This is a genomic window from Sphingomonas adhaesiva, assembly GCF_002374855.1.
GTDB classification, from domain to species: domain Bacteria; phylum Pseudomonadota; class Alphaproteobacteria; order Sphingomonadales; family Sphingomonadaceae; genus Sphingomonas; species Sphingomonas adhaesiva.
Map to the genome: position 1 here is coordinate 1 of NZ_NWVC01000006.1, position 24596 is coordinate 24596.

Annotated in this window: 24 protein-coding genes; 15 read left to right on the top strand and 9 right to left on the bottom strand. The window is 69.7% G+C overall.

Features of this window, described 5'->3' with window-relative positions:
• Positions 1 to 166: 166 nt before the first annotated feature.
• The 3 genes from COA07_RS12290 to COA07_RS12300 form a co-directional block, all read right to left on the bottom strand.
• Complete coding sequence (locus tag COA07_RS12290; protein ID WP_066713658.1) at positions 167 to 1723, bottom strand: FkbM family methyltransferase; 1557 nt, start codon at positions 1721 to 1723, stop codon at positions 167 to 169.
• Positions 1720 to 3105 (bottom strand): glycosyltransferase family 32 protein, encoded by a 1386-nt coding sequence (locus COA07_RS12295; RefSeq protein ID WP_096641115.1) that lies wholly within the window; start codon positions 3103 to 3105, stop codon positions 1720 to 1722. The genes COA07_RS12290 and COA07_RS12295 overlap by 4 nt, the downstream gene beginning before the upstream one ends.
• A gap of 125 nt (positions 3106 to 3230) precedes the next feature.
• Positions 3231 to 4472 carry a UbiH/UbiF/VisC/COQ6 family ubiquinone biosynthesis hydroxylase gene (locus COA07_RS12300; protein ID WP_066711630.1) on the bottom strand — a complete coding sequence of 414 codons (1242 nt, stop codon included), beginning with the start codon at positions 4470 to 4472 and terminating at the stop codon, positions 3231 to 3233.
• A gap of 114 nt (positions 4473 to 4586) precedes the next feature.
• Here COA07_RS12300 and cobA point away from each other — a divergent pair, with 114 nt between their 5' ends.
• The 8 genes from cobA (at position 4587) to COA07_RS18700 (ending at position 12212) form a co-directional block, all read left to right on the top strand.
• Positions 4587 to 5390: a uroporphyrinogen-III C-methyltransferase gene (gene cobA / locus COA07_RS12305; RefSeq protein ID WP_066711629.1), complete on the top strand. Its 804-nt coding sequence runs from the start codon at positions 4587 to 4589 to the stop codon at positions 5388 to 5390.
• Complete coding sequence (locus tag COA07_RS12310) at positions 5387 to 5683, top strand: DUF2849 domain-containing protein (protein ID WP_066711628.1); 297 nt, start codon at positions 5387 to 5389, stop codon at positions 5681 to 5683. Before cobA ends, COA07_RS12310 begins: the two co-directional genes overlap by 4 nt.
• Positions 5683 to 7317, top strand: coding sequence for a nitrite/sulfite reductase (locus COA07_RS12315; protein WP_066711627.1), 1635 nt, complete (start codon positions 5683 to 5685; stop codon positions 7315 to 7317). Before COA07_RS12310 ends, COA07_RS12315 begins: the two co-directional genes overlap by 1 nt.
• Positions 7310 to 7747, top strand: a complete 438-nt coding sequence (locus COA07_RS12320) for a DUF934 domain-containing protein (RefSeq protein ID WP_066711626.1) — start codon at positions 7310 to 7312, stop codon at positions 7745 to 7747. The genes COA07_RS12315 and COA07_RS12320 overlap by 8 nt, the downstream gene beginning before the upstream one ends.
• The gene (locus COA07_RS12325; RefSeq protein ID WP_066711625.1) at positions 7740 to 8498 is read left to right on the top strand and encodes a phosphoadenylyl-sulfate reductase; all 759 of its coding nucleotides are present in this window, start codon (positions 7740 to 7742) and stop codon (positions 8496 to 8498) included. The genes COA07_RS12320 and COA07_RS12325 overlap by 8 nt, the downstream gene beginning before the upstream one ends.
• A gap of 177 nt (positions 8499 to 8675) precedes the next feature.
• Complete coding sequence (locus tag COA07_RS12330; protein ID WP_245842145.1) at positions 8676 to 9422, top strand: SDR family oxidoreductase; 747 nt, start codon at positions 8676 to 8678, stop codon at positions 9420 to 9422.
• Between the two features lie 241 nt (positions 9423 to 9663).
• Complete coding sequence (locus tag COA07_RS12335) at positions 9664 to 11976, top strand: FtsK/SpoIIIE family DNA translocase (RefSeq protein ID WP_096641117.1); 2313 nt, start codon at positions 9664 to 9666, stop codon at positions 11974 to 11976.
• Between the two features lie 104 nt (positions 11977 to 12080).
• Positions 12081 to 12212 carry a hypothetical protein gene (locus COA07_RS18700; RefSeq protein WP_255266838.1) on the top strand — a complete coding sequence of 44 codons (132 nt, stop codon included), beginning with the start codon at positions 12081 to 12083 and terminating at the stop codon, positions 12210 to 12212.
• A gap of 45 nt (positions 12213 to 12257) precedes the next feature.
• On the opposite strand, the gene COA07_RS12340 is transcribed toward COA07_RS18700, so the two are convergent.
• Entirely contained in the window at positions 12258 to 12947 is a 690-nt protein-coding gene (locus tag COA07_RS12340) for a dienelactone hydrolase family protein (protein ID WP_066713219.1), read from the bottom strand.
• A gap of 141 nt (positions 12948 to 13088) precedes the next feature.
• On the opposite strand from COA07_RS12340, the gene COA07_RS12345 reads away from it, so the two are divergent.
• From COA07_RS12345 to COA07_RS12370, 6 genes are read left to right on the top strand one after another with little or no spacing between them, the layout of a single operon-like run.
• Positions 13089 to 13328, top strand: coding sequence for a DUF6489 family protein (locus COA07_RS12345; protein ID WP_066713222.1), 240 nt, complete (start codon positions 13089 to 13091; stop codon positions 13326 to 13328).
• Complete coding sequence (gene mnmE, locus COA07_RS12350; RefSeq protein ID WP_096641119.1) at positions 13325 to 14602, top strand: tRNA uridine-5-carboxymethylaminomethyl(34) synthesis GTPase MnmE; 1278 nt, start codon at positions 13325 to 13327, stop codon at positions 14600 to 14602. The genes COA07_RS12345 and mnmE overlap by 4 nt, the downstream gene beginning before the upstream one ends.
• Positions 14603 to 16327 (top strand): tRNA uridine-5-carboxymethylaminomethyl(34) synthesis enzyme MnmG, encoded by a 1725-nt coding sequence (gene mnmG, locus COA07_RS12355; RefSeq protein WP_066712419.1) that lies wholly within the window; start codon positions 14603 to 14605, stop codon positions 16325 to 16327. It begins immediately after the preceding gene.
• Positions 16324 to 16941, top strand: coding sequence for a 16S rRNA (guanine(527)-N(7))-methyltransferase RsmG (gene rsmG, locus COA07_RS12360; RefSeq protein ID WP_066712416.1), 618 nt, complete (start codon positions 16324 to 16326; stop codon positions 16939 to 16941). The genes mnmG and rsmG overlap by 4 nt, the downstream gene beginning before the upstream one ends.
• Complete coding sequence (locus tag COA07_RS12365; RefSeq protein ID WP_066712414.1) at positions 16941 to 17720, top strand: ParA family protein; 780 nt, start codon at positions 16941 to 16943, stop codon at positions 17718 to 17720. Before rsmG ends, COA07_RS12365 begins: the two co-directional genes overlap by 1 nt.
• A complete protein-coding gene (locus tag COA07_RS12370) occupies positions 17717 to 18625 on the top strand; it encodes a ParB/RepB/Spo0J family partition protein (protein WP_066712412.1) in 909 nt (302 codons plus the stop codon). Before COA07_RS12365 ends, COA07_RS12370 begins: the two co-directional genes overlap by 4 nt.
• On the opposite strand, the gene holA is transcribed toward COA07_RS12370, so the two are convergent.
• The 4 genes from holA to COA07_RS12390 are packed head-to-tail and all read right to left on the bottom strand — an operon-like array spanning position 18622 to position 23123.
• A complete protein-coding gene (holA, locus tag COA07_RS12375) occupies positions 18622 to 19632 on the bottom strand; it encodes a DNA polymerase III subunit delta (protein WP_096641120.1) in 1011 nt (336 codons plus the stop codon). The two genes, COA07_RS12370 and holA, sit on opposite strands and share 4 nt — an antisense overlap.
• Positions 19629 to 20144, bottom strand: coding sequence for an LPS assembly lipoprotein LptE (gene lptE / locus COA07_RS12380; RefSeq protein WP_375182608.1), 516 nt, complete (start codon positions 20142 to 20144; stop codon positions 19629 to 19631). Before lptE ends, holA begins: the two co-directional genes overlap by 4 nt.
• A 17-nt stretch (positions 20145 to 20161) precedes the next feature.
• Positions 20162 to 22666: a leucine--tRNA ligase gene (gene leuS, locus COA07_RS12385; RefSeq protein ID WP_066708430.1), complete on the bottom strand. Its 2505-nt coding sequence runs from the start codon at positions 22664 to 22666 to the stop codon at positions 20162 to 20164.
• 19 nt (positions 22667 to 22685) lie between these two features.
• Positions 22686 to 23123 carry a DUF3576 domain-containing protein gene (locus tag COA07_RS12390; protein WP_066708434.1) on the bottom strand — a complete coding sequence of 146 codons (438 nt, stop codon included), beginning with the start codon at positions 23121 to 23123 and terminating at the stop codon, positions 22686 to 22688.
• 235 nt (positions 23124 to 23358) lie between these two features.
• On the opposite strand from COA07_RS12390, the gene COA07_RS12395 reads away from it, so the two are divergent.
• The gene (locus COA07_RS12395) at positions 23359 to 24042 is read left to right on the top strand and encodes a hypothetical protein (protein ID WP_066708381.1); all 684 of its coding nucleotides are present in this window, start codon (positions 23359 to 23361) and stop codon (positions 24040 to 24042) included.
• On the opposite strand, the gene COA07_RS12400 is transcribed toward COA07_RS12395, so the two are convergent.
• The gene (locus COA07_RS12400; RefSeq protein ID WP_066708383.1) at positions 24015 to 24584 is read right to left on the bottom strand and encodes a thiamine phosphate synthase; all 570 of its coding nucleotides are present in this window, start codon (positions 24582 to 24584) and stop codon (positions 24015 to 24017) included. The two genes, COA07_RS12395 and COA07_RS12400, sit on opposite strands and share 28 nt — an antisense overlap.
• Positions 24585 to 24596: the final 12 nt, after the last annotated feature.

The window sequence follows — 24596 nt, forward strand, 5'->3', positions numbered from 1 at the left end:
AGCCGAGCCTGCCAGCCATCAGACAGGCGATCCTCAACCTCTTCGCTCAGCCGCCGCCACTGCGATGCCCTCACTGTGAGAAGCTCCTAGCAGACGCGGTCGATCCTAAAGTGCCAAAGTAGTGCTAAGCCGCGGGACCAACGAAGGTGGCCGTAAGAGCCCCCCGTCACGCCGCCAGCGGCAGCCCCGCCGCCTTTCGCAGCCCGTCGGCGAACACCGTCGGCAGGCCGTGTTCGACGTACAGGTGGCGCGCATAGTCCATCAGCACGTCGTGGCGGTACGCGGTCATGTCGTTGCCGAAGGTCAGCACCGCATAGTCGCCCGCCATCGCGTCGAGCAGCGCGTCCTGCTCCTCCTGCGTCATCCACTGTACCTCGAAATGGATCACCAGCGGGCGGCAGCCGCGCGCCAGCACGTCCTCCATGATCTCCTTGTCCATCCCCTCGGCATCGATGACCAGGATGTCGGGCGCGCGCCCGTCGGACCGGGCCAGCACCGTGTCATAGTCCACGACAGGCACGGTGATCGGTTCGATACATTGCCAGATGCGCGCGGTCATTTCCGCGGGGTGGGTACCGTCCTTCAACGGATTGCGATCCTGGTAGGCCGACGAGATGCCCGCTACCCATGCCGGCAGCCCTAGCGGGGCGACCTTCGCCGGATCGACCGCATTCAGCACCAGTTCGCCCACCGCCATGCCGTATGCCAGCGGCAGCAGCCGGACGTGGCGGTTGTTGGCGTAATGACGCTCCAGCGCCGCGAACAGATGCGGGTTCGGCTCCATCAGCAGCGCGGGCGGATCGTAATTGACCAGTGCGCTGCGCAGCGGGTCGACCAGCACGCCGTCCGCCGCGCCGATCTGCCACACCATGCGATCACGGTCCGCCGCCAGCAGCCAGTGGACGACCTTGGCGAAACAGAAGGCAACCTGATCCTCCGGCGTCAGCCCCAGGTCGGGGGACAGGACCGGCGCGATCTGCACCAGGTTGCGGCGCGCGTCGCGGATCGTGTCGAGCATCAGCGCGACGTCCTGGCTCCATTCGTCGGCGAAATCGGGCAGCATCCCGGCGGGACAGGCCAGATCGCCCATCGCCACCATCCGCAGCAGCTTGTCCTGCTGCACCTCCTGTGACAGCCACGATCCCTTCCAGATGTGGATGCCGTAGGTGTTGCCGAGGTCGCGCATGTAGGTGGCCGACATCGGCTCGCCGGGCAGATAGGGATAGAAGGTCGCCGTCGGCAACGGTTCGTAATAATGCTTCTTCAGGAACGCGCCGAGCAGCCACGGCCCGGTCGACTTGTCGGGCCGCTCCTCGTCGATGTCGTGCGCCAGCGCATGATCGATCATCTGCGCGAAGATCGGATGGCCGGCCGGCGCGCCGATGAAGCTGTTCGAGCAGAAATCGCGCGACGACGTCTCGTTGCAGACGGTCAGCTCGGCGGTCAGCGCCTCCGGGTCGAAATGCCGGTAGGGCATGATATCGCAATCGAGGTAGATACCGCCCTCGTTATAGAGAATCTCGTACCGCGCCAGGTCGGCGCGCGCCGCCATGCTGGTCAGCGTGCGCAGCCGCCCGGCGACGCGCGGCAGGCGATCGATGTCGGCGTCGCGCCAGGTGACGAAGTCATGTTCCGGGAACTGGCGCTGCCAGGCCTGCCAATAGCCCTCATAGGCATCGGGAATCGGCTTCTCGCCGAACCACACGCGGTGGAAGGTCGTCATGCCTCGACTCCGTTCAGGGTCTTCACGCCTTCGGAAAACACCGTCGCGATGCCGTTTTCGACATAGAGCGCGCCGGCATAGTCCATGATGAGGTCGAAGCGGTACGCCGCCATGTGCGCGCCATATTCCAGCGTCGCATAATCGTCGCCCAGCCGCCCCAGCAGCATCCGCAGGTCGGCCGGGGCCATCCCGACCATGTCGAAATGGATCACCGCCGGGCGGTGTCCGCGGTCAAGCACGTCGGCGATCACCGCCGCGCTGCCCGCGCCGTCGTGCAGCACCAGCACGTCGGGCGCGGCATCGCCCTCCGCGACCCATAACTCGTCCCAGCTCAGCCCGCCCTCCGCCGGCGCCAATGCGACGACGCGGGCATTGGTGTTGGCGGCATGATCGGCGGCCAGCGCCGCGATGCGCGCCGCATCGCCATCCATCAGCAGCGCGGGCGGATCGTCGTTGACCAGCGCCGCCCGCAGGGGGTCGGGGCGCTCGCGCGCGGTGCCGACCTGCCACAGGCGGGTGTCGGGCGCGCGCCCGAACAGCCAGTGCGCCACCTTGGCCAGTTCGAACACCGGCGCATCCTTGGGCGTCACCGAGAAATCGTAGCCGAGCAGCGGCACGATCTGCAGCGTCTTTTCGCGGATGTCGCGCACCGCCTCGATCATCAGGCCGACGTCGCGCGCCCAGTCGGCATGGTCGGCATCACCCTCGAACCCGCGCAGCAGCAGCGCCGGCTCGGCCACGTCGCCGCGCGCGATCATCTGCATCACCTTGTCCTGCTTGGCGCTGCCCGGCAGCCAGGATCCGCCCCACACATGGATGCCCAGCGTCCCCGACAGGTCGCGGCGGCGCACCACCGACAGCGGCTCGACCGCGGCATAGGGGTAGAAGGCGCTGGACGGCAGCCGGCGGCATTCGTGCCCGGCCAGGAAACGCCCGAACAGCCACGGGCCGGTCGCAATGTGGGGATTGCCCTCGTCGATATCGGCATCGCGCAGATATTCGATCATCTCGTCGAACACCGGATGCCCCGGCGGCGAGGCGACGAAGCCGAGCGAGCAATAGTCGGTCGAGTCGGATTCGTTGCACACGGTCAGCTCGCGCGCCATCTCCTCCGGGCGGAAGCGGTGCCACGGCATGACGTCACAATCGAGATAGACGCCGCCATGCGCGTGCAGGATCTCGAACGAGCCGAGGTCGGCACGCATCGACGGCACGCGCAACTGGCGGATCCGGTCGCGCATCCGCGGCAGCCGGTCGATATCCTCGTCGCGCCAGGTGACGAAGTCGTGGCCGGGATACTGGCGCTGCCAGGCGCGCCAATAATCCTCGTACGCCGGCGGGATCGGCTTGTCGCCGAACCAGATGCGGTGAAACGTCGTCATGCCCGAACGGCCCCCTCACGCGCCGCCGATCCCGGCGGAGGCCGGTCGGCGGATATGCGGGGGTGACGGTAAATTTTATTGGTTAACGAATGGTGTGGCGGCAGGAGCCGCCGGCTGGTCCGCCGCTAGACCGCCACGCCCATGAGCAGCCGCGGCAGGTCGCCGCTTTCGCCGCGCGCCTCGGCCATGAAGCGGTCCTTCAGCGGGGGCAGGCGATCGACCGCGGTGATGCCCAGCCGGCGGATCGCGCTGGCGGCCTTGCCGGGCAGGCCGAACAGCCGGGTCAGCGTGTCGGTGGCGGCGGCGACCATGAACGTGTCGAGGCTGCGCCAGTTCTGGTAGCGTGCCAGCAGCTGCGCATCGCCCGCCTCCAGCCCCAGCCGCCGGCCCTCCACCAGCACCTCGACCAGGGTCGCGACGTCGCGATAGCCCAGGTTCACCCCCTGCCCCGCGATCGGGTGGATGCCGTGCGCGGCATCGCCGACCAGCGCCAGCCGCGTGTCGGTGATCCGCGCGGCATGGTGGAAGCCCAGCGGATAGCTGGCGCGCGGGCTGGCATGCGACAGCGCGCCCAGGAACCCGCCCATCCGCTTTTCCGCTTCCGCCAGGAAGCCGCGGTCGCCCAGCTTCAGCAGCCCCGCCCCCTGCTCCCCCGGCACCGTCCACACGATCGCGCAGCGGTGTCCGATATCGTCGTCGGGCAGCGGCAGCAGCGCGAACGGCCCTTCGGGATAGAAGATCTCATAGGCGATATCCTGGTGGCTGCGTTCGTGGTGGAACGCGCCGATGATCGCGGTGTGATCGTACTGCCAGCGCGCCACGGTGATCCCCGCCGCCTCGCGCGTGGGTGATTGCCGCCCCTCCGCCGCGACCAGCAGGTCGGCGGTGACGCGCGCGCCCGACGACAGCGTCGCGCGCACCCCGTCGGCGTCGCGCTCCACCTGCGTGGCGCGGGTCTGCATCCTCAGGTCGACGTGCGGCGCGGCCACCGCCGCGTCGTACAGCGCGCGGCGCAGCAGGCGGTTTTCGTACATCGTGCCCAGCGCGGCATCGTCGGGCGCGGGGATGAAATCGAGCTTGCCGGGGGCCAGCCCGTCGCTGACGCGGATCTGCCGGATCGCGCAGCCCTTGCCCGCCAGCGCCGCGCCCACGCCGATCGCGTCGAGCATCTTGTGGCTGGCGCTGGCGACCGCGGAGGCGCGGCCGTCGAACCCGGCCGACAGCGTCACCGCCGGGTCCGCCGGATCGACCACGATCGAGGACAGGCCATGCCGGTCGAGCGCGACGGCGAGGCACGCGCCCACCAGCCCGCCGCCGAGGATGAGCACGTCGGCGTGATCCGCCGCTTGATCGGTCGCCTGGTCCATGCCCCCGCCCTACGCCACCGGCGCACGCCTGCCAATGGAGTGCAAACCTGTCCTACGCGGCTGCCAAGCAGCGATGATTTGCGAAGCCGGCACCGGCGGCCCATCTGGGCGATCATGGCAAGTCTTCTCGATCCCGAGGCGCGCGGGCGCGTCATCCTGGTCGGCGCCGGTCCGGGCGACCCCGGCCTGCTGACGGTGCGCGCGGTCGAGGCGCTGCGCCAGGCCGATGTCGTCGTCCACGACGGGCTGATCGACCCGCGCGTGCTCGACCTGGCGCCGCCGGGGGCGCAGCGCATCTCGGTCGCCAAGCGCCGTGCGCGCCACACCCTGCCGCAGGAGGCGATCAACGCGCTGATCGTCGCGCATGTCATCGCGGGCAGCGTCGTCGTCCGGCTGAAGGGCGGCGATCCGTTCATCTTCGGCCGCGGCGGCGAGGAAGTGGAGGCGGTGCGCGCCGCGGGCCTTGCCGTGGAGGTGATCCCCGGCGTGTCGGCCGCGCTCGGCTGCGCGGCGGAGGCGATGCTGCCGCTGACCCACCGCGACCACAGCAGCGCGGTCAGCTTCGTCGCGGGCCAGTGCAAGGGGCTGGCCGAACAGGACTGGGCCGGGCTGGCCGGCCAGGGGCGCACGCTGGTGATCTACATGGGCGTCGCCACCGCGGAGGCGATCGCCGACAAGCTGATGGCCGATGGCGTCGCCCCCGACATGCCCGTCGCGGTGCTGGAAAAGGGCACGCTGCCCGGCCACCGCGCCTTGCGCACGCTGCTCGCCGATCTGGGCGCGATGGTGGCGCGCGAGAAGGTGGCCAGCCCCGCGATCATCGTGGTGGGCGAGGTGGTGGAACTGTCGGATGCGCAGGACCGTCTGGCCGGCTATGCGCGCATGGCGGACGGCATGGCAGTGGGGAATATCGCGTGAGACTGATTACCGGCAACGATCTGGCGACCGGCGACGTGGTGTGGTGGACCGGCACCGACTGGTCGCGGCATGTCGAACAGGCGGCGGACGCGGGCGAGCGGGCCGAGGCGATCGCGCGCGAGGAAGAGGCCGCGCGCCGCGTCAACGTCCCCTATGTGATCGCGGCGACCGCGACCGCCGACGGCCCGCGCCCCGCGCATATCAAGGACCGCATCCGCGCGCTGGGGCCGACGGTGCGCCCTGACCTCACGTTGAAGCCCGCCGATCCGGCGGCGGGAAGCTGGGTGATCTGATGTACAGGTACGACGAATACGACCAGTCAATCGTCGACGCGCGCGTCGACGAATTCCGCGACCAGGTGCGCCGCCGGCTGGCGGGGGAGATCACCGAGGACCAGTTCAAGCCGCTGCGGCTGATGAACGGCCTCTATCTCCAGCTGCACGCCTATATGCTGCGCGTCGCGGTCCCCTATGGCACGCTCGACAGCCGGCAGATGCGGATGCTGGCGCATGTCGCGCGCACCTATGATCGCGGCTACGGCCATTTCACGACGCGCCAGAACATCCAGTACAACTGGATCCGGCTGGACCAGGCGCCCGACATCCTCGCCGAGCTGGCGACGGTGGAGATGCACGCCATCCAGACCAGCGGCAATTGCATCCGCAACATCAGTTCGGACCAGTACGCCGGCGCCGCCGCGGACGAGGTCGCCGATCCGCGCCCCTGGGCCGAGCTGATCCGGCAGTGGAGCACCTTCCACCCCGAATTCACCTACCTGCCGCGCAAGTTCAAGATCGCGGTGATCGCCGCGGAGGAAGACCGCGCGGCGATGCGGCTGCACGATATCGGCATCCGCCTGACGCGCCGCGACGGCGTGCTGGGCGCCACCGTGTTCGTCGGCGGCGGCATGGGCCGCACGCCGATGATCGCGCATGAAATCAGGGACTTCGTCACCGCGGACGACCTGATGAGCTACCTGGAGGCGTGCCTGCGCGTCTACAATCGCTACGGCCGGCGCGACAATATCTACAAGGCGCGGATCAAGATCCTGCTGCACGAGATCGGCCCCGACGAATATCGCCGGCAGGTCGAGGAGGAATTCGCCAAGGTCAAGGCGCTGGGCATCGACCCGCCCGCCGCCGAACTGGCGCGGATCACCGCGATGTTCGCGCCCCCCGCCTTCGACCCGGCGGCCGCCGGCGACGTCGCGGATCGCAGCGACCCGGATTTCGCGGTGTGGCTGGACCAGAACGTCCGCGCGCATCGCCAGCCGGGCTATGCGATCGTCAACATCTCGCTGAAGCCCGTCGGCGGCATCCCCGGCGATGCCAGCGCCGACCAGATCGACGTCATGGCGGACCTGGCGCAGCGTTACGGCTTCGACGAACTGCGCGTCACCCATGCGCAGAACATCGTCCTGCCGCACGTCCGCATCGCCGACCTGAAGGCGGTGTGGAGCGCGCTGGTCGATGCCGGTCTGGCGGAGGCGAACCTCGACCTCATCAGCGATATCATCGCCTGCCCGGGCCTCGATTACTGCAGCCTCGCCAATGCACGCTCGATCCCGCTGGCGCAGAAGATCGGCGAGCGGTTCGCCGATCCGGCGCGGCAGCGCGATCTGGGCGAGCTGAAGCTCAAGATCTCCGGCTGCATCAATGCCTGCGGGCACCACCATGCCGGGCACATCGGCATCCTGGGCGTCGACCGGAAGGGGACCGAGAACTTCCAACTGCTGCTGGGCGGGTCGGGCGCCGAGGACGTGTCGCTGGGCAGGATCACCGGGCCGGGCTTCGACGAGGACGGCGTGGTCGACGCGATCGAGCGCGTCACCGACAAGTATCTGGAAGTGCGGGAAACCGGCGAACGCTTCGTCGACACCTATCGCCGCGTCGGGATGACGCCGTTCAAGGAGGCGATCTATGGCTGAGGAAGCCGCCTATCTGCACTTCCGCGACGACAGCCCGCACGAGGAGCCGGCGGTCACGCTCGATTCGTTCCTGGCCGACCAGTCGAACGCGACCGCGGTGCGCGTCGAGCCGGGGGACGAGGCGCGCGCGCTGATCCCGCATCTCGACCGGCTCGCGCTGATCGAGGTGTCGTTCCCCAGCTTCCGCGACGGGCGCGGCTATTCCACCGCGCGAATCCTGCGCGAGGCCGGGTATCGCGGCGAATTGCGTGCCGAGGGCGACGTGCTGGTCGATCAGATCCCGCTGATGCGCCGCTGCGGCTTCGACAGCTTCGCCCCCGCCGCCCCGATCGACGCGGCGGTGCTGCAACGCTCGCTCGCCCGCTATCCGCAGCCGTATCAAAAGGCTGCGGACGGCGCGGTGCCGGTGTGGAAGCTGCGTCATGGCTGAACCCGCGCGCCAGCTCGACACGATCAACGTGCGCCCGGCCTTCACCGTGGAGGACGCCGCCGCGATGGAGGCGCGCTTCGCCGGGGTCGCGACGCAGGATCTGCTGGCCGAGCTGCTGGCGGGCGAGTTGAAGGGGCGCGTCGCCGCGGTGTCCTCGTTCGGGGCCGAATCGGCGGTGCTGCTGCACATGATCGCGCAGGTCGACGCGGACGTGCCGGTCATCTTCACCAATACCCAGAAGATGTTCGGCGAGACGCTGGCCTATCGCGACGAACTGGCCGAGCGGCTGGGCTTCACCGACCTGCGCGTGTTCCGCCCCGATCCGCGGCTGCTGCGGCTGAAGGACGACAAGGGGCTGCGCTGGTCCTACGATCCCGACGGCTGCTGCGAGCTGCGCAAGGTCGAGCCGCTGCGCCGCGCGCTGCTGCCGTTCGACGCGTGGATTTCGGGGCGCAAGGGCTTCCAGGCCGGCACCCGCCGCGCGCTGCCGCGGTTCGAGGCGGACGAGGGCCGGCTGAAGATCAACCCGCTCGCCGACTGGGACAAGCCCCGGCTCGACGCCTATTTCGACGCCCACGACCTGCCGCGCCACCCGCTGGAGGCGCAGGGCTATCTCTCGATCGGCTGCGCGCCGTGCACCTCGAAGGTCCGCCCCGGCGAAGACCCCCGCGCCGGCCGCTGGCGCGGCTGGGACAAGGTGGAATGCGGCATCCATGTCCCCGAGAAGCCGGGCGAAGAACCCGCGTTCTGATCCGCCCGAGGCCGCCGCGACGTCCCGGCTTTCCCGATATTCGGTGACCCGGCGACCGCTTCGGGAAAGCTCGTCGGGCGCAGAGCCGCCTCGTCAATTTGATGACAAGAAACGAGACGCGTGCAGCGGAAAGGCTCGCTAGCTGATCGGCTCCATCAAGGGAGCCATCGAATGAGAATGCTGGACGGCAAGGTCGCGATCATCACGGGTGCCAGTTCCGGGATCGGGAAAGCGGCCGCCGAACTGTTTGCCGCGCACGGCGCGTCTGTGGTGCTCGTCGCCCGGCGCGACGCTGCGCTGGCATCTGCGGTCGATGAAATCGAGGCGCAAGGCGGTCGCGCGCTCGCCGTCGCTGGAGACGTCACCGAAGCGGGTACGCACGATAAGGCGGTGGCCGCCGCACGCGCGACATTTGGTGGCGTGGACGTCGCGTTCAACAATGCCGGCTCGGTCGGCACCATGGGGCCGCTCGCGGAGATCGAACCTCGCCAATGGGCGGAGGTGCTGGCGGCGAATTTGACCGCGGCCTTCCTGGGTACCCGCGCGCAGATTCCTGCCATGATCGAGCAAGGGGGCGGGACGCTGGTGTTTACGAGCAGCTTCGTCGGTAACAGTGTGGGGTTGCCGGGCATGGGGCCGTATGGCGCAGCCAAGGCGGGTCTCATGGGCTTGGTCCGCGGCATCACGGCCGATTACGCCGCGGCCGGCATCCGCGCCAACGCTCTCCTGCCTGGCGGCACCGCGACCGACATGGCCGGCGACGCCGCCCAGCGCGAATGGGCTGCCGGTCTCCACGCGATGAAGCGGATTGCTCGCCCCGAGGAGATCGCGCAGGCAGCGCTATTTCTCGCCAGTGATATGTCGAGTTTCGTCACGGGATCGGCGCTCTGGGCAGATGGCGGCAACGCTGCCGTGAAGCTCTAGCCGGTTCCCGTGATCGGCGGCCTCCAGGTGCAAAGGCCCGGAAGCCGCCGCCCGGGCCGTTTTACCCTCGTTTACGGGAATGGCGCCCAACGTCCCCACGCGAAAGTCACGGGTCACGCCCACTTGAAGCGGTGTCCCCGCCTCGCGCTCGCGATCCCTCCCCACCCCACGCCATCTTGACGTCGGACTCTCGCGCGCGGACAATGGCGGCTGTTTTCTCACATCGGTGCGGGGTTGGGTGATGGCGAGCCGGGCTGGGGCGCCGCTGTGGCGTGAAACGGTCAAGGCGGGCGCGCTGCGCAGCGGGGCGTTGCTGCTGGCGATCGTGCTGTTCGCGGGTACCGTGGCGATGGCGCTCAGCCTCGCCAGCTATCGGCCCGGCGATGCGGCGTTCAACACCGCGGCGGGCGGGGTGACCGGCAACCTGCTGGGCGCGCCCGGCGCGTGGTTCGCGGATCTGGCGCTGACGCTGCTTGGCCCCGCGATCGCGTTGCTGCTGCCGATCCCGCCGATCGTCGCGGTGCGGCTGTGGCGCGAGCAGCCCGCCGGGGAATGGCCGCGGATGCTGCGCTTCGCACTGCTGGGCGTCGCGTTGATGGCGGTCGCGCTGGGGTGCGTGGCCCCCGGCGCAGTCCCGGCGCTGCCGTTCGGCTGGGGCGGCGCGGTCGGGCTGGGCGTGGTGGCGGGCGCGCGGGCCGGGCTGGCGCTGATCGGCGATGCGCAGGTGACGTGGTGGGGCGTCGTCGCGCTCGGGATCGTCGCGGGGATCGCCGGCGCCGCCGTCTGGGGGCGCAGTCTGGAGATCGACTTCGCGCGCTTCGCCCCGCGTCGCCGCAGCGCCGCGATCGGCGGCTATGACGACGACGATATTTACGACCTCGACGACGATGACACGGCGGACGCCGCGCCGTTCGTGCGCACCCCCGCCCCGCGCGCGGTGGCGCAGCCCGACGATCGCCCGGCCCCGACGATCGCCGACCGCAACCTGGCCCCCTCCGCCGCGCGCGCGCGGCCGCAGGCGCAGCAGCAGCGGCTGGACCTGCGCGACAGTTTCGCCTTGCCGTCGATCGACCTGCTCACCCCCGCCCCCGCGCCGCAGGGCGCGCCGATCGACAAGGCCGCGCTGGAACGCAACGCCCGGCTGCTCGAAACCGTGCTGGACGATTTCAACGTCAAGGGCACGATCACCGAGGTGCGCCCCGGCCCGGTCGTGACGATGTACGAACTGGAACCCGCGCCCGGCATCAAGGCCACCCGCGTCATCAGCCTGGCCGACGATATCGCGCGCAACATGTCGGCGATCTCCGCGCGTGTCGCGACGATTCCGGGTCGCACGGTGATCGGCATCGAACTGCCCAATGCCAAGCGCGAGATGGTCGCGCTCCACGAACTGGTCGCCAGCCAGGCGTTCGAGGATCAGGCCGCGCAGCTCCCCGTCATTTTGGGCAAGAACATCGCCGGCGATCCCGTCATCGCCGATCTGGCGCCGATGCCGCACCTGCTGGTGGCGGGCACCACCGGGTCGGGCAAGTCGGTGGGCCTCAACTGCATGATCCTGTCGCTGCTGTACCGGCTCACCCCGGACCAGTGCCGGATGATCATGATCGACCCCAAGATGCTCGAACTGAGCATGTACGACGATATCCCCCACCTCCTCTCCCCCGTCGTCACCGATCCGGCCAAGGCGGTGCGCGCGCTCAAATGGGCGGTGGAGACGATGGAGGACCGCTATCGCCAGATGTCGTCGGTCGGCGTGCGCAGCCTCGCCAGCTTCAACGACAAGGTGCGCGCCGCGCGGGCGAAGGGCGCCCCGCTCGGCCGCCGCGTCCAGACCGGCTATGGCGAGAACGGCCAGCCGATCTACGAGGAAGAGCAGCTCGACTACGACGTGCTGCCGCAGATCGTCGTCATCGTCGACGAACTGGCGGACCTGATGATGACCGCGGGTAAGGAGGTGGAATTCCTCATCCAGCGCCTCGCGCAGAAGGCGCGCGCGGCGGGCATCCACCTCATCATGGCGACGCAGCGCCCGTCGGTCGACGTCATCACCGGCGTCATCAAGGCGAACCTGCCGACGCGCATCAGCTTCCACGTCACCAGCAAGATCGATTCGCGCACCATTCTGGGCGAACAGGGCGCCGAACAGCTGCTGGGCCGCGGCGACATGCTCTACATGCCCGGCGGTAAGGGCATCGTGCGCGTCCACGGCCCGTTCGTGTCGGATGACGAAGTGCGCGCGGTCACCGACCACTGGCGGGCGCAGGGCCAGCCCGATTACATCGAATCGGTCACCGAGGAGCCGGAACAGAGCTTCGCGCTCGACGGCGCCCCCACCGGCGAGGATTCGGAGGAGGACCAGCAATATCGCGCCGCCGTCGCGCTCGTCTGCGGCAGCCAGAAGGCGTCGACCTCATGGCTGCAGCGCCAGCTGCGCGTCGGCTACAATTCCGCCGCGCGCCTGATCGAGCGGATGGAGAAGGAAGGCGTCGTCAGCCGCCCCGACCATGTCGGCCGCCGCGAAGTGCTGCGCGATACCGACGGCAATCCGGTGTGATCCGGGCGCCGATTTGGAAACGGGGCGAAATTTGCTATATCGTCCGTGTGGCCGGGACTTTCCCGGATGAGCGGAAGGCCCGGCTCCTTTGGAGAGGACGGGTCATGACGATCAAGGACATTCCCCATTATGGCGCCGAGGCGATCGGCATGCTGCTGCTGTTCGCGGTGGCCGTGCTGTTCGCGCAGCTGCTCGCGACCGCGCTGATCCGGCTGGGCGAGCTGGCGATCGGCTGATCGCGCCACCGCCCGCACGATCGCGAACGGCGGCGGATCAGTGGCTCAGCCGATATGCTCGGCGAAGAACGCCGCCGTGCGCTCGTCGGCCAGCGTCGCCGCGGCATCCGACCGGCGCTTGCCGAATTCGGTGGCGAAGCCGTGGTCCTCGCCCGGATAGTCGTGCAGCGTCACCTTGGGGTGATCGTCCAGCCCTTCATGCATCGCCGCCTGCGTCGCTTCGTCAACGAAGCCGTCGTCGCCCGCGATATGCAGCATCAGTGGGTTGGCGATCGCATGCTTTTCGCCCAGCAGCCCGTCGATGCCGACTGCGTAATAACCGACCGAGGCATCCACTTCGGTGCGCGCCGCGGTCATATACGCCAGCCGCCCGCCCAGGCAGTAACCGACCGCGCCGACCTTCCCGCCGCTTTCCTCGCGCGCATGGCGGATCGTCGCCTCGATATCGCGGATGCCGGCGTCCTGGTCGAAATCGCCCATGATCGACAGCGCGCGCTGCATTTCGGCGTCGACATCCGGGTCCAGTTCGATCCCCGGCTCCATCCGCCAGAACAGGTCGGGCGCGATCGCCAGGTATCCCGCCGCCGCCAGCGTATCGCACTTGCGGCGGATGCCGGCATTCACGCCGAAAATCTCCTGGATCACCACGATCGCCCCTTTGGGAACGCCCTCTGGATCGGCGCGATAGGCGGGCATCTGCTGTCCGTCGAGCGTGGCGATGGTCACGTTCGTCATGGTCGTCGTCTCCCTTGGCATTCCGGTGCCAACGCGCGGCGACGCGTCTGGCCGCACGGCGTTGCGATCCATGGCGGTTCGCGGGCATAGATCGATCCATTGGTATGGCGCGCGCCGGGCGCGCTCAAGGGATCAACGCGCATGAAGGTGACCATCGAGGTCGATTGTACCCCAGAGGAGGCACGGCGCATGATGGGCCTGCCGGACCTGACACCGCTCCACGACCGCTATCTCGCCAAGATGCAGGAGGCGGTGGAGAACGGCACGATCGGCCCCGAAATCGTCGGCGCGATGCTGAAGAGCTGGGCGCCGATGAACGACGCGGGGATGGACATGTGGCGTGCGCTGTTCTCCGCCGGCACGGGCAAGCCCGCGGGGTGAGCGACACGATCTTCGCGCTGTCGAGCGGCCGCCCGCCCGCCGCGATCGCGGTGGTGCGCGTCAGCGGCCCGGCCGCATGCGGGGCGGCCCAGGCGCTGGCCGGGCGCTGCCCCCCGCCCCGCCATGCGTCGCTGCGCACCCTGCGCGACGCCGCGGGCGCGGCGCTCGACCGCGCCCTGGTCATCTATTTCCCCGGCCCCGCGACCGCGACCGGCGAGGATCTGGTGGAGCTGCATTGCCACGGCGGCCGCGCGGTCGTTGCCGCGGTCGAACGCGCGCTGGCGGCGGTGCCGGGGTTGCGCCATGCCCGGCCCGGCGAATTCACGCGACGCGCGCTGGAGAACGGCCGCATCGACCTGGCGCAGGCGCAGGGGCTGGCCGACCTGCTGGAGGCGGAAACCGAGGCCCAGCACCGCACCGCACTTGCCGCGGCGGAGGGGGCGGTCGGCCGCGCGGTCGGCGGCTGGCTCGACCGGCTGTCCGCGATCGCCGCGCAGGTGGAAGCGCAGCTGGATTTTGCGGACGAGGCCGATGTTGAGGACGCCGGCGGTTACGACCCCGCCCCCGCGATCGCCGCGCTGCTCGCGGAATGGCGCGCGACCTTGGCGGCGCCCAGTGTCGAGCGGCTGCGCGACGGCGTGCGCGTCGTCATCGCCGGCCCACCCAACGCCGGCAAGTCGTCGCTGTTCAACGCGCTCGCCGATCGTGACGCGGCGATCGTCACCCCGATCGCGGGCACCACGCGCGACGTTCTGGAGGCGGCGGTGATGCGCGACGGCATCCCCTATCGCCTCACCGACACCGCCGGGCTGGCCGAGGCGACCGATGACGAGGTCGAGCGGATCGGCATTGATCGCGCGGCGACCGCCATGGCGGGCGCAGATATCCTGCTGTGGATGGGCGCCCCGGTGGAGGCACCCGCCGGAGCCGTCATCCTCGCAGGCAAGGCGGATCTGCCCGGCGCAGATCACACCGGCGCCGACCTCGCGGTGTCGGCGCGCCTGCCCCATACGATCGCCGCACTCTGGGCGTTGCTCGCCGATCGCGCCGGCGCGATGCTGACGATCGACGGCGACATGGCGCTGCGCCAGACCCAGCGCGACCGCCTCGCGGAGGCCGCCGCGGCGCTCGACCTCGCGCGGCGCACCACCGATCTACTCATCGTCGCAGAGCAGTTGCGCGTTGCCACCCGACCGCTCGCTGCGCTACTCGGAAAGGACGCTACGGAGGCGATGCTGGATGCGCTGTTCGGCCGCTTCTGCCTCGGGAAATAGATGTTCCACGTGAAACAGTTTGATGTGATCGTCGTCGGCGGCGGGCACGCCGGCACGGAGGCGGCTGCGGCGGCCGCCCGGCGCGGCGCGCGTGTCGCGCTGGTATCCCAGTCGCGCGCACAGATCGGCACCATGTCGTGCAATCCCTCGATCGGCGGTTTGGGCAAGGGGCATCTGGTCCGCGAGGTCGACGCACTCGATGGCCTGATGGCGCGCGCCGCCGATGCCGGGGCCATCCATTACCGGATGCTCAACCGCTCGAAGGGACTGGCGGTGCAAGGTCCGCGCATCCAAGCCGACCGCCGCCGCTATCGCGCCGCGATCCACCAGCTGCTCGCTGCAACCCCCAACCTCTCGATCATCGAAGGCGAGGCCGTCGCACTGACCCTCGCCAGCGGCCGTCTGAGCGGCGTCCGCCTCAGAGATGACACGACGATCGCCGCCCCCGCCGTCGTGCTCGCGACCGGCACCTTCCTCGGCGGCCGCATCTATCGGGGCAGCGAGCGCGAGGACGGTGGCCGCGTCGGCGAGCGACCCGCGCTCGAACTCGGCGTCCAGCTTCGCGCGCTGGATTTGCCGATGCGCCGGCTCAAGACCGGCACCCCACCCCGCCTCGACGGCCGCACGATCGACTGGGCGCGGCTGAGTCCCCAGCGCTCCGATGACGAACCGTGGCGGATGTCGCCGATGACGCGCGGCCCCCGCCTGCCGCAGCTCGCCTGCGCGGTGACCCGCACCAACATGGCCACCCACGATATCATCCGCGCCGGACTGGATAATTCGCCGCTCTTCTCGGGCGCGATCGAGGGTCAGGGGCCGCGCTATTGCCCGTCGATCGAGGACAAGGTCCACCGCTTCGGCGACCGCGACGGGCATCAGATCTTCCTAGAGCCGGAGGGGCTGGACGACAAAACCGTCTACCCCAACGGCATCTCCACCTCGCTCGCCACCGACGTCCAGCACGCAATGGTCCGGTCGGTCGAGGGGCTGGAGCGCGCGGTCATCACCGTGCCGGGCTATGCGGTAGAGTATGATCACCTCGACCCTCGCGCGCTCGATCACCGGCTTGCGCTGACCGCCCTGCCCGGCCTGTTCTGCGCCGGCCAGATCAACGGCACCACCGGCTATGAGGAAGCCGCGGCGCAGGGGCTGATTGCCGGCCTCAACGCCGCCGCCCTTGCGCGCGACGATGCGCCGGTGATCCTCGATCGCGCCAGCGCCTATATCGGCGTGATGATCGACGATCTGGTTCTTCAGGGGGTCAGCGAACCGTATCGGATGCTCACCGCCCGCGCCGAATATCGCCTCGCGCTGCGCGCCGACAATGCCGAAACGCGGCTGTCCGCGATCGGCGAGGCCGCCAATTGCATCAGTGACGAGCGCCGCGCGCACATCGCCCGTCGCATGGCTCAGCGCGACGACCTGCGCGCTAGCCGGGTCGCGCCATCCGCCGTCGACGCCGATATCGCACGCGAGATCGAGGAGGACGCGCGCTACGCCCCCTATCTCGCGCGCCAGGCCGAGGAGATCGACCGGATGCGCCGCGACGGGGCGATCGCCATCCCCACCGGCGCTGCGCTTCACGCGATCGCCGGCCTGTCGAACGAAATGATCGAACGCCTTACCACCGCCGCGCCAGCAACGCTGGACGAAGCGTCGCGCGTCCGCGGGGTCACGCCCGCCGCCCTCGCCGCACTGTGGCTGCACGCAAGGAAGTCCGCATGATCGCGACCGAAGACGACGCTCGCGCATGGATCGCCGCGCAGCACGGCGATGCGGCGGTCGATCGGCTTGGCCGGTTCGCCGCTATCGTAGTGGAAGAGACGGCGCGCCAGAACCTGATATCCCCCTCCACCATCCCGCATATCTGGGTGCGGCACCTGCTCGATTCCGCGCAGTTGCTGACGCATGCCGACGGCGTGAGCGGCGAATGGCTGGACGTCGGCACCGGCGCCGGATTTCCCGGCATCGTAATCGCCCTGCTCCGTCGGGAACCAATCACCTTGGTAGAGCCGCGCGCAAAGCGGGCGATGTTCCTGTCGGACAGCGCCACCGCGCTCGGCCTAGACCACGTCACCGTCATCCAGTCGCGGGTCGAAACCATGGCCGCGTCACGCTTCGCGATCATCTCGGCGCGCGCGGTCGCGTCGCTCGATGATATCGTCGACATGACCCGTCACGTTCACGACGCCCGCACCCGTTATATCCTGCCGCGTGGCCGATCCGGCCGCACGGACCTTGAAACGCTACGGCGCGAGTGGCAGGGATTGTTTCACGTGGAACAGAGTCTCACCGATCCTGAATCGACGATCATCCTCGGGCAGGGAGTGACCCGCTGATGTTCTGCATCGCCGTGGCAAATCAGAAAGGTGGCGTGGGGAAGACCACCAGCGCGATCAACATCGCGACGGCGCTGGCCGCCTCCGGGCATCGCGTGCTGCTGATTGATCTCGATCCCCAGGGCAACGCCTCGACCGGCCTGGGAATCGCCCAGGCGCAGCGCGGTCGATCGAGCTATGACGTGCTGATCGAACGCGACGGGCTGGTCCCCGCCGCGGTGCCGACCGGCATCCCCAAGCTGGATATCGTCCCCGCCACCGTCGACCTGTCGGGCGCGGAAATCGAGCTGGTCGAACTCGATCAGCGTACCCACCGCCTCTATCGTGCAATGGAGGCGGCGGAGGATCGCTGGGATATCGTGCTGATCGACTGCCCGCCCTCGCTGGGGTTGCTGACAATCAACGCGATGGTCGCCGCCGACGCCTTGCTGGTCCCGCTGCAATGCGAATTCTTCGCGCTGGAGGGGCTGAGCCAGCTGCTCAATACCGTTGAGCGGATCCGCGCGCGCTTCAATCCGTCGCTGTCGATCCTGGGCGTCGCGCTGACCATGTACGATCGCCGCAACCGCCTGACCGATCAGGTGTCGAACGACGTGCGCGCGGTGCTGGGCAAGGTGGTGTTCGACACCGTTATCCCGCGCAACGTCCGCCTGTCGGAGGCGCCCAGCCACGGCCTCCCCGCCTTGATCTACGATCACCGGTGCAGCGGGTCGGAGGCGTATATGGCGCTGGCGCGTGAAGTGATCCAGCGTCTGCCGAGAGAGAAGGAAGTAGCATGAGCGACGCACGCCGGAACCGCAGCGGGCTGGGCCGCGGCCTCAACGCCCTGCTGGGCGATGTCGCGCGTGATGAGCGCGATACCGCCGCGGACGGCCCCGCACGCGGCGCGGTGCGGATGATCCCGGTCAGCGCGATCGCCCCTCACCCCGGCCAGCCGCGCCGCCATTTCGACGAAGCCGCGCTCGAGGAACTTGCCGCCTCGATCGCCGAGCGCGGGGTGATCCAGCCGATCATCGTCCGCCCGCACGGTCACGATTATCAGATCGTGGCGGGCGAACGCCGCTGGCGCGCGGCGCAGCGCGCTCGGCTGCACGAAGTCCCCGTCGTCGTCCGCGACTATAGCGACAGCGAGACACTGCAGATCGCGCTGCTGGAGAATATCCAGCGTCAGGATCTCAACGCGATCGAGGAGGCGCAGGCCTATCAGCGGCTGCTCGACGAGTTCGGCCACACGCAGGAGGCGCTGGCCAAGGCGGTCCACAAATCGCGCAGCCATGTCGCCAACCTGTTGCGATTGCTTGACCTTCCGGCCGAAATTCAGGCGCGCGTGGTCGAAGGCGCGCTGACCATGGGCCATGCCCGCGCGATCCTGGGCGCGGCCGATCCGATGGCGCTCGCCGATCAGGTGGTGGCGCAGGGGCTGTCGGTCCGCCAGACCGAGAAGCTCGCCGCCGACGTCAAGCGCGGCGGCACCGGCGGCGCGGCGCCGCGCCGCGCGGGCTTTTCCGATCACACCACCGGCAGCGCGGATATCGATGCGCTCGAACGCCAGCTCGCCGACCTGCTGGGGCTGAAGGTGCATATCGCCTTCCACCCGGAGGGCCATGGCTCGATCACGCTCGATTACAGCACGCTCGACCAGCTCGACATGGTGTGCCAGCGGCTGAGCGGGGAGCGTATCTAGCCGACCCGCCGCGCCAGCCGCAGCAGGAACGCGTCCGCGGCGACGCGCCCCGCCGGCCCCAGCGCGATCGCCTCGCGCTCGGTGCGCCGCGCCGCGGCCTGCGCCGCGACCAGATCGGTCAGCTTCCACTTGCGCACCGCCGCCGCGGTCGCGGCCTCTTCCTTCCAGAAGACGCGGTGGCGCTTCATCACCTGGTCGATGCCCTCGCCATTCTCGACCGCGGCGCGCATCTCCGCCAGCGACACCAGCCGCCGCCCCAGCGCGCGCAGGATCGGGATCGGCGAGGCATCCGCGCCGTTCATCCGCCGCAACGCCTCGACCAGCACCGCCACCTCGCCCGCGGTCGCCGCCAGCACGATCTCGCCGATCTCGCCCTCGGCAATGTCCGCGCCGATCGCGTCCAGCGCCGCCTCGTCCGCGTCGGCGGGCCGATCGGGCGCGGCGTCGAGGTACAGCGCCAGCTTCTCGACCTCGCGCGCCATCACCGCGCGGTCGCCATCGGCGGCGCGGACGATCCGCTGTACCGCCGCCGGCGCGATCCGCAGCCCCAGCGTACGCGCCAGATCGTTGACCACGCCCCCGGCATCGCGCGCATTGGGCGGGTAGCAGGCGAACGCCATCGCGCGGTCCGACTCGATCGCCGCCTTCACCAGCTTGCCGGTCGCCTTCACGCCCGATGCGATCATCACCGCCGGGTTGCCCGCCTGCTCCGCCGCCAGCAACGCTTCGACCGCCTCGACCGATTCCTCCCCTGCACCGGTCACCCGAATCCAGCGCGCGTCGCCGAACAGCGAGATGGCCGCCGCCTCGTCGCTCAGGCGCGCCGGATCGCCGCGCAGCGTCGCGCCGTCCAGGTCGACGCGCTCCGCCCCCGCGCCCAGCGTCTTGCCCAGCCGCGCGGCGAACGCCATCGCGGTCGATTCGTCGGGACCGTGGAGCAGATAGAGCCGGATATCCGCCGGCGGCCGGTCGAGCGCAGCCGTCAGCCGCGGCTCGGTCACCTTCATGGCGCGGGCGTGCCCGCCGCCCCCGCCTGCGTGCGCCGCGCGTACAGCGCCAGCCGCCCGACGATCTGTTCGGCGACCGTGTCGGACAATCGCTCCAGCGCGGTGCTTTCCGCCGCGATCGTCGCATATTCCGAACCGACCACGTCGATTCCCGCATCCGATCCGGCGGTCGCGTCGAGCACCACGGTGCCCTTCCCCGCCTCTATCAGTTGGAAGCGTGCGCGCAGCGTCCGCCGCTCGCGCGATACCGCATCGTCGGCCCGCGCGCCCAGGCCGATGATCTGGTCGTCGAGCACGACGTTGAGGCGATAGCGCGCCGCGCCCGCCCCCGACCCGCCCATCGCACCCAGCCGGTCGCGCAGCGCATTGGCGACCAGCCACCCGGCCTTGCCCTGGATCGGCGCCACCTCGATCCCCGACAGCGACGCCGCCACCGGCCCAGCGGCCCCGCCCGCGTACAGCGGCTGCAACGTGCACCCGCCCGCCGCCAGCAGCAGCAGCGGCACCAGCATGGAGGCGCCCCGCCGCATCACAGGACCACGTTGACCAGGCGATCGGGCACCACGATCACCTTGCGCGGCGGCTTGCCGTCCAGCGCGCGGACGATCTTGTCCACCGCCAGCGCCGCGGCCTCCACCTCGTCCTTGGGCAGCCCCTTGGCCAGCGTCAGCGTCTCGCGCAGCTTGCCGTTGACCTGGATCGCGATCGTCACCTCATCCTCGACCAGCATCGCGGGGTCGACTGCCGGCCACGCGGCATCCGCGATCAACCCGCCCTGCGCGCGCGCGGCCCAGGCTTCCTCGGCGATATGCGGCACCATCGGCGCCACCAGCCGCATCAGCGTGGCGATCGCGGTGTCGCGCGATGCGGACGGCGCGGCCTTTTCGATCGCGCTGGTCAGTTCATAGAGCTTGGCGACCGCCTTGTTGAACGACAGCGCCTCGATATCCGCACCCACGCCCGCGATCGTCTGGTGCAGCTTGCGGTCCAGCGCGGCATCGCTGCCGGTCGCCGCCTGATCGCCCGCCGCCTCGCCATCGAACAGCCGCCACAGCCGCTGGACGAAGCGCCACGCGCCCTCGATGCCGTTCTCGCTCCATTCCAGGTCGCGCTCGGGCGGGCTGTCGGACAGCATGAACCAGCGTACCGCGTCAGCACCGTACTGATCGACGATCGGCTCGGGATCGACGGTGTTCTTCTTGGACTTGGACATCTTCTCGACGCGGCCGACCGTCACCGGCCCGCCGCCTGCGATCTCCACGCCGTCGCGCACGTCCTCAGGCGCCAGCCAGCGCCCGTCGGCCGCCTTGTACGTCTCGTGCGTCACCATGCCTTGGGTGAACAGCCCGGTGAACGGCTCGGCCAGGTCGATCAGCCCGACATGCCGCAGCGCGCGGGTCCAGAAGCGTGCATAGAGCAGGTGCAGGATCGCATGTTCGACCCCGCCGATATATTGCGCCACCGGCAGCCAGCTTTCGGCGACCGCACGGTCGAACGGCCGGTCGTCCGGCTGGCTGGCGAAGCGGATGAAATACCACGACGAATCGGCGAACGTGTCGAGCGTGTCGGTATCGCGCAGCGCCTCACCGCCGCATTGCGGGCACGCCACGTGCTTCCACGTCGGGTGCCGGTCCAGCGGATTGCCCGGCACGTCGAAGGTGACGTCCTCGGGCAGTGTCACCGGCAATTGCTCGCGCGGCACCGCCACCTCGCCGCACGACTGGCAGTGGATGATCGGGATCGGCGTGCCCCAGTAACGCTGGCGGCTGACGCCCCAGTCGCGCAGGCGATAGACGGTCGAGCCCTTGCCCCAGCCGCCATCCTCGGCCCGCGCGATCACCGCGCGCTTGGCATCCTCGACGTCCATGCCGTCCAGGAAGTGCGAATTCACCAGCGTCCCCGGCCCGGTCCAGGCCTCCGCCTCGGCGAAATCGGCGTCGGTCTTGTCGCCGTCCGACACCACGCGCCGGATCGGCAGCGCATATTTGGTGGCGAAGTCGAAATCGCGCTGGTCGTGGGCGGGCACGCCGAACACCGCGCCGGTGCCGTAATCCATCAGCACGAAATTCGCGATATATACCGGCAGTTCGCCCGCGCCGAACGGGTGCGTCGCGGTCAGCCCGGTGTCGAAGCCCAGCTTCTCCTGCGTCTCCAGCTCGGCCGCGGTGGTCCCGCCCTGCTTGCACCGTTCGATGAACGCCGCCGCGTCCGGGTTGCCCGCCGCCACCGCCTGCGCGATCGGGTGATCGGCGGCGACCGCGACGAAGCTGGCGCCGAACATCGTGTCGGGGCGCGTCGTGAACACCTCCACGCTGCCGCCGTCCGACAAAGCGAAGCGGAATTGCAGCCCCTGGCTCTTGCCGATCCAGTTTTCCTGCATCAGCCGCACCTTGTCCGGCCAATGTTCCAGCGATCCCAGCCCGTCGAGCAGCTCGTCGGCGAATTGCGTGATCTTCAGGAACCACTGGCTCAGCTTGCGCTTCTCGACCAGCGCGCCGGAACGCCAGCCGCGCCCGTCGATCACCTGTTCGTTGGCCAGCACGGTCATGTCGACCGGGTCCCAGTTGACCGCTGATTCCTTGCGATAGACCAGCCCCGACCGATAGAAATTGAGGAACAGCGCCTGTTCGTGGCCGTAATAGTCCGGCTCGCACGTCGCCAGTTCGCGCGTCCAGTCCAGCGCGAAGCCCAGCCGCTTCAGCTGCGCCTTCATCGTGGCGATATTGGCGCGGGTCCAGGTGCCGGGATGCACCTTCTTTTCCATCGCGGCATTTTCGGCCGGCATGCCGAAGGCGTCCCAGCCCATCGGGTGCAACACCTCATGCCCGGTCATCCGGCGATACCGCGCCAGCACGTCGCCCATCGTATAGTTGCGCACGTGCCCCATGTGGATCTTCCCCGACGGATAGGGGAACATCTCCAGCACATAGGTCTTGGGCTTGGCGCTGTGGTCGTCGGCGGCGAAGGTGCGCGCCTCGTCCCACACCTGCTGCCAGTGCGCGTCCGCCTTCAGGGCGTTGAAACGGGATGCCATGGTCGCGTGGTCGCCCGCCTCAGCCGGTGATCGCGCCGCGGCGCAGGTCGCGCGCACGGGTCAGGATGATGTCTTCCAGCTTCTGCGTCGTCGCCGCCTCGACCGGGGCGGCCACCCACTGGCCGCCGCGGTTGATCTCGCGCAGCGCCGCGACGCGCACCGCGTCTGCGCGCAGGTCCTGGTCCAGGATCGACACGGTCAGCTTCATCCGCTCGGTCGGCAGCTGCGGGTTGACGTACCAGTCGGTGACGATGACGCCGCCGTTGGAATCGGTCTGGACCAACGGCATGAAGCTCAGCGTGTCCAGCGTCGCGCGCCACAGGTAGCTGTTGACGCCGATCGTCGTCACCTTCGACGCGGCGATATCGCCCTGCGGACGGGCGCCGCGCCCGCCGCCACACGCGGCCAGGGCAAGAGCGGCACACAGCGCAACCGCGGTACGCGAGGGGCGGAACATCGGCATCGTCCTTCAGGAAATCGGGTCTATCCCTGTCGCTAGTACCCGCGCCCCCCGCCCCCCGCAAGCACGCCACATTGTGGACATGATGCAACAGCCTGTCGAAAAGCGTGCCGGCGGTAATGGACAAGGAACCGATTCCTGTTACGCCGCCTTCATGTCGTCCGGTATATGACGCCGGGGCAAAAGGGGATGGGTTCGATTCGTGGCATATGCGCGCCACATCGCTGTCGGAATGACCGCGGCCGCTCTGGTCGCTGCGGTCGCTGCCGTGCCGGCGATCGGCGCGGCTGACACGACCGTCCGCGCGCCCCGCAAATCGGTGACGACGCCGCGTATCGCCGGCTCCTTCACCCCCTCCGCCGCCGATCCGAAACTGGCCGCGCTGTTCGCCCGCGGCGGGCTGGACGGCAGCGATTTCCATTTCACCCCGTCTGAGGCGCGCAACGGCAACCGCGCGGTCACCGTCGCGGTCCGTGCGCGCTCCGCGACGGCGGGTCGCGACTCGACCCGCTACGCCGCCAGCGCGCCGACCGTCGGCGTGGCGCCGATCGCCTACAACCTCGGCGTTGCCGTCGGGTGGAAGCGATTCGCGGTGTCGGGCGACCTGGCCAAGGTCGATCTCGGCCCCGTACCGGGCAGCCGCGAGGCCGGGGACGTCGCGCTCAGCTATTCGGGCACCAAATGGACCGGCCGGATCAGCGCCGGTGCCGATCGCGCGCTGCCGGGCACCGCCCGCATCGTCAGCGAACCGTCCAGCAGCTATTCGCTCGATGTCGGCGGCAGCTATGCGCTCACCCGCAATATCGACCTGACCGCCGGGATGCGGCTCAAGACCGAGCGTGACCGGCTCGCGCGCCTCGACGACGATCGCCGCGACAGCCAGGCGGTCTATGTGGGCACCGCCTTCCGCTTCTGACCTGACACGGGGCCAGCCGCCCACGCGTCGATCGCGGCATAACCCGCGAATCCCAGCGGCCTGACGCGGCGGAACCGCCGCTCGTCCATTCCCCCCAGCGCGATCAGCACCCCCGGCCCCCGCCCCGCCGCCAGCCGCGCGCGCACCGGCCCTTTGGCGCGCGCGCCCGGATGCGACCGGGTGGCGAACAGCGGCGACACGAACAGCACGTCGGCGCCCGCGCGGCGCGCGCGCACCGCCTCTCGCGCATCGTGGACCGGCCACGTCACCATACCGAATCCAACGCGATGGTGCGTTCCGTCCGCCCCGCGCAGCCCCCGCGAATCGGCCGCGACCACCGTCAGATGCCGCCGCCGCGCCACGCGCACCGCCCGTTCGAACAGCGCGCGCCGCTCCCGCGCCGCGGTGCGATAGTGGCGGAACACCACCCCGCCCCCGCGCGGCAACCGCTCCAGCGCCTGCCACAGCCCCTCGCCCAGCCGTTCGTCGGTCATCAGCCAGCGTGTCGGGATCGGCGTCGGGATGGGGTGGCGGGGGCGCATCGCCGCCCGTAT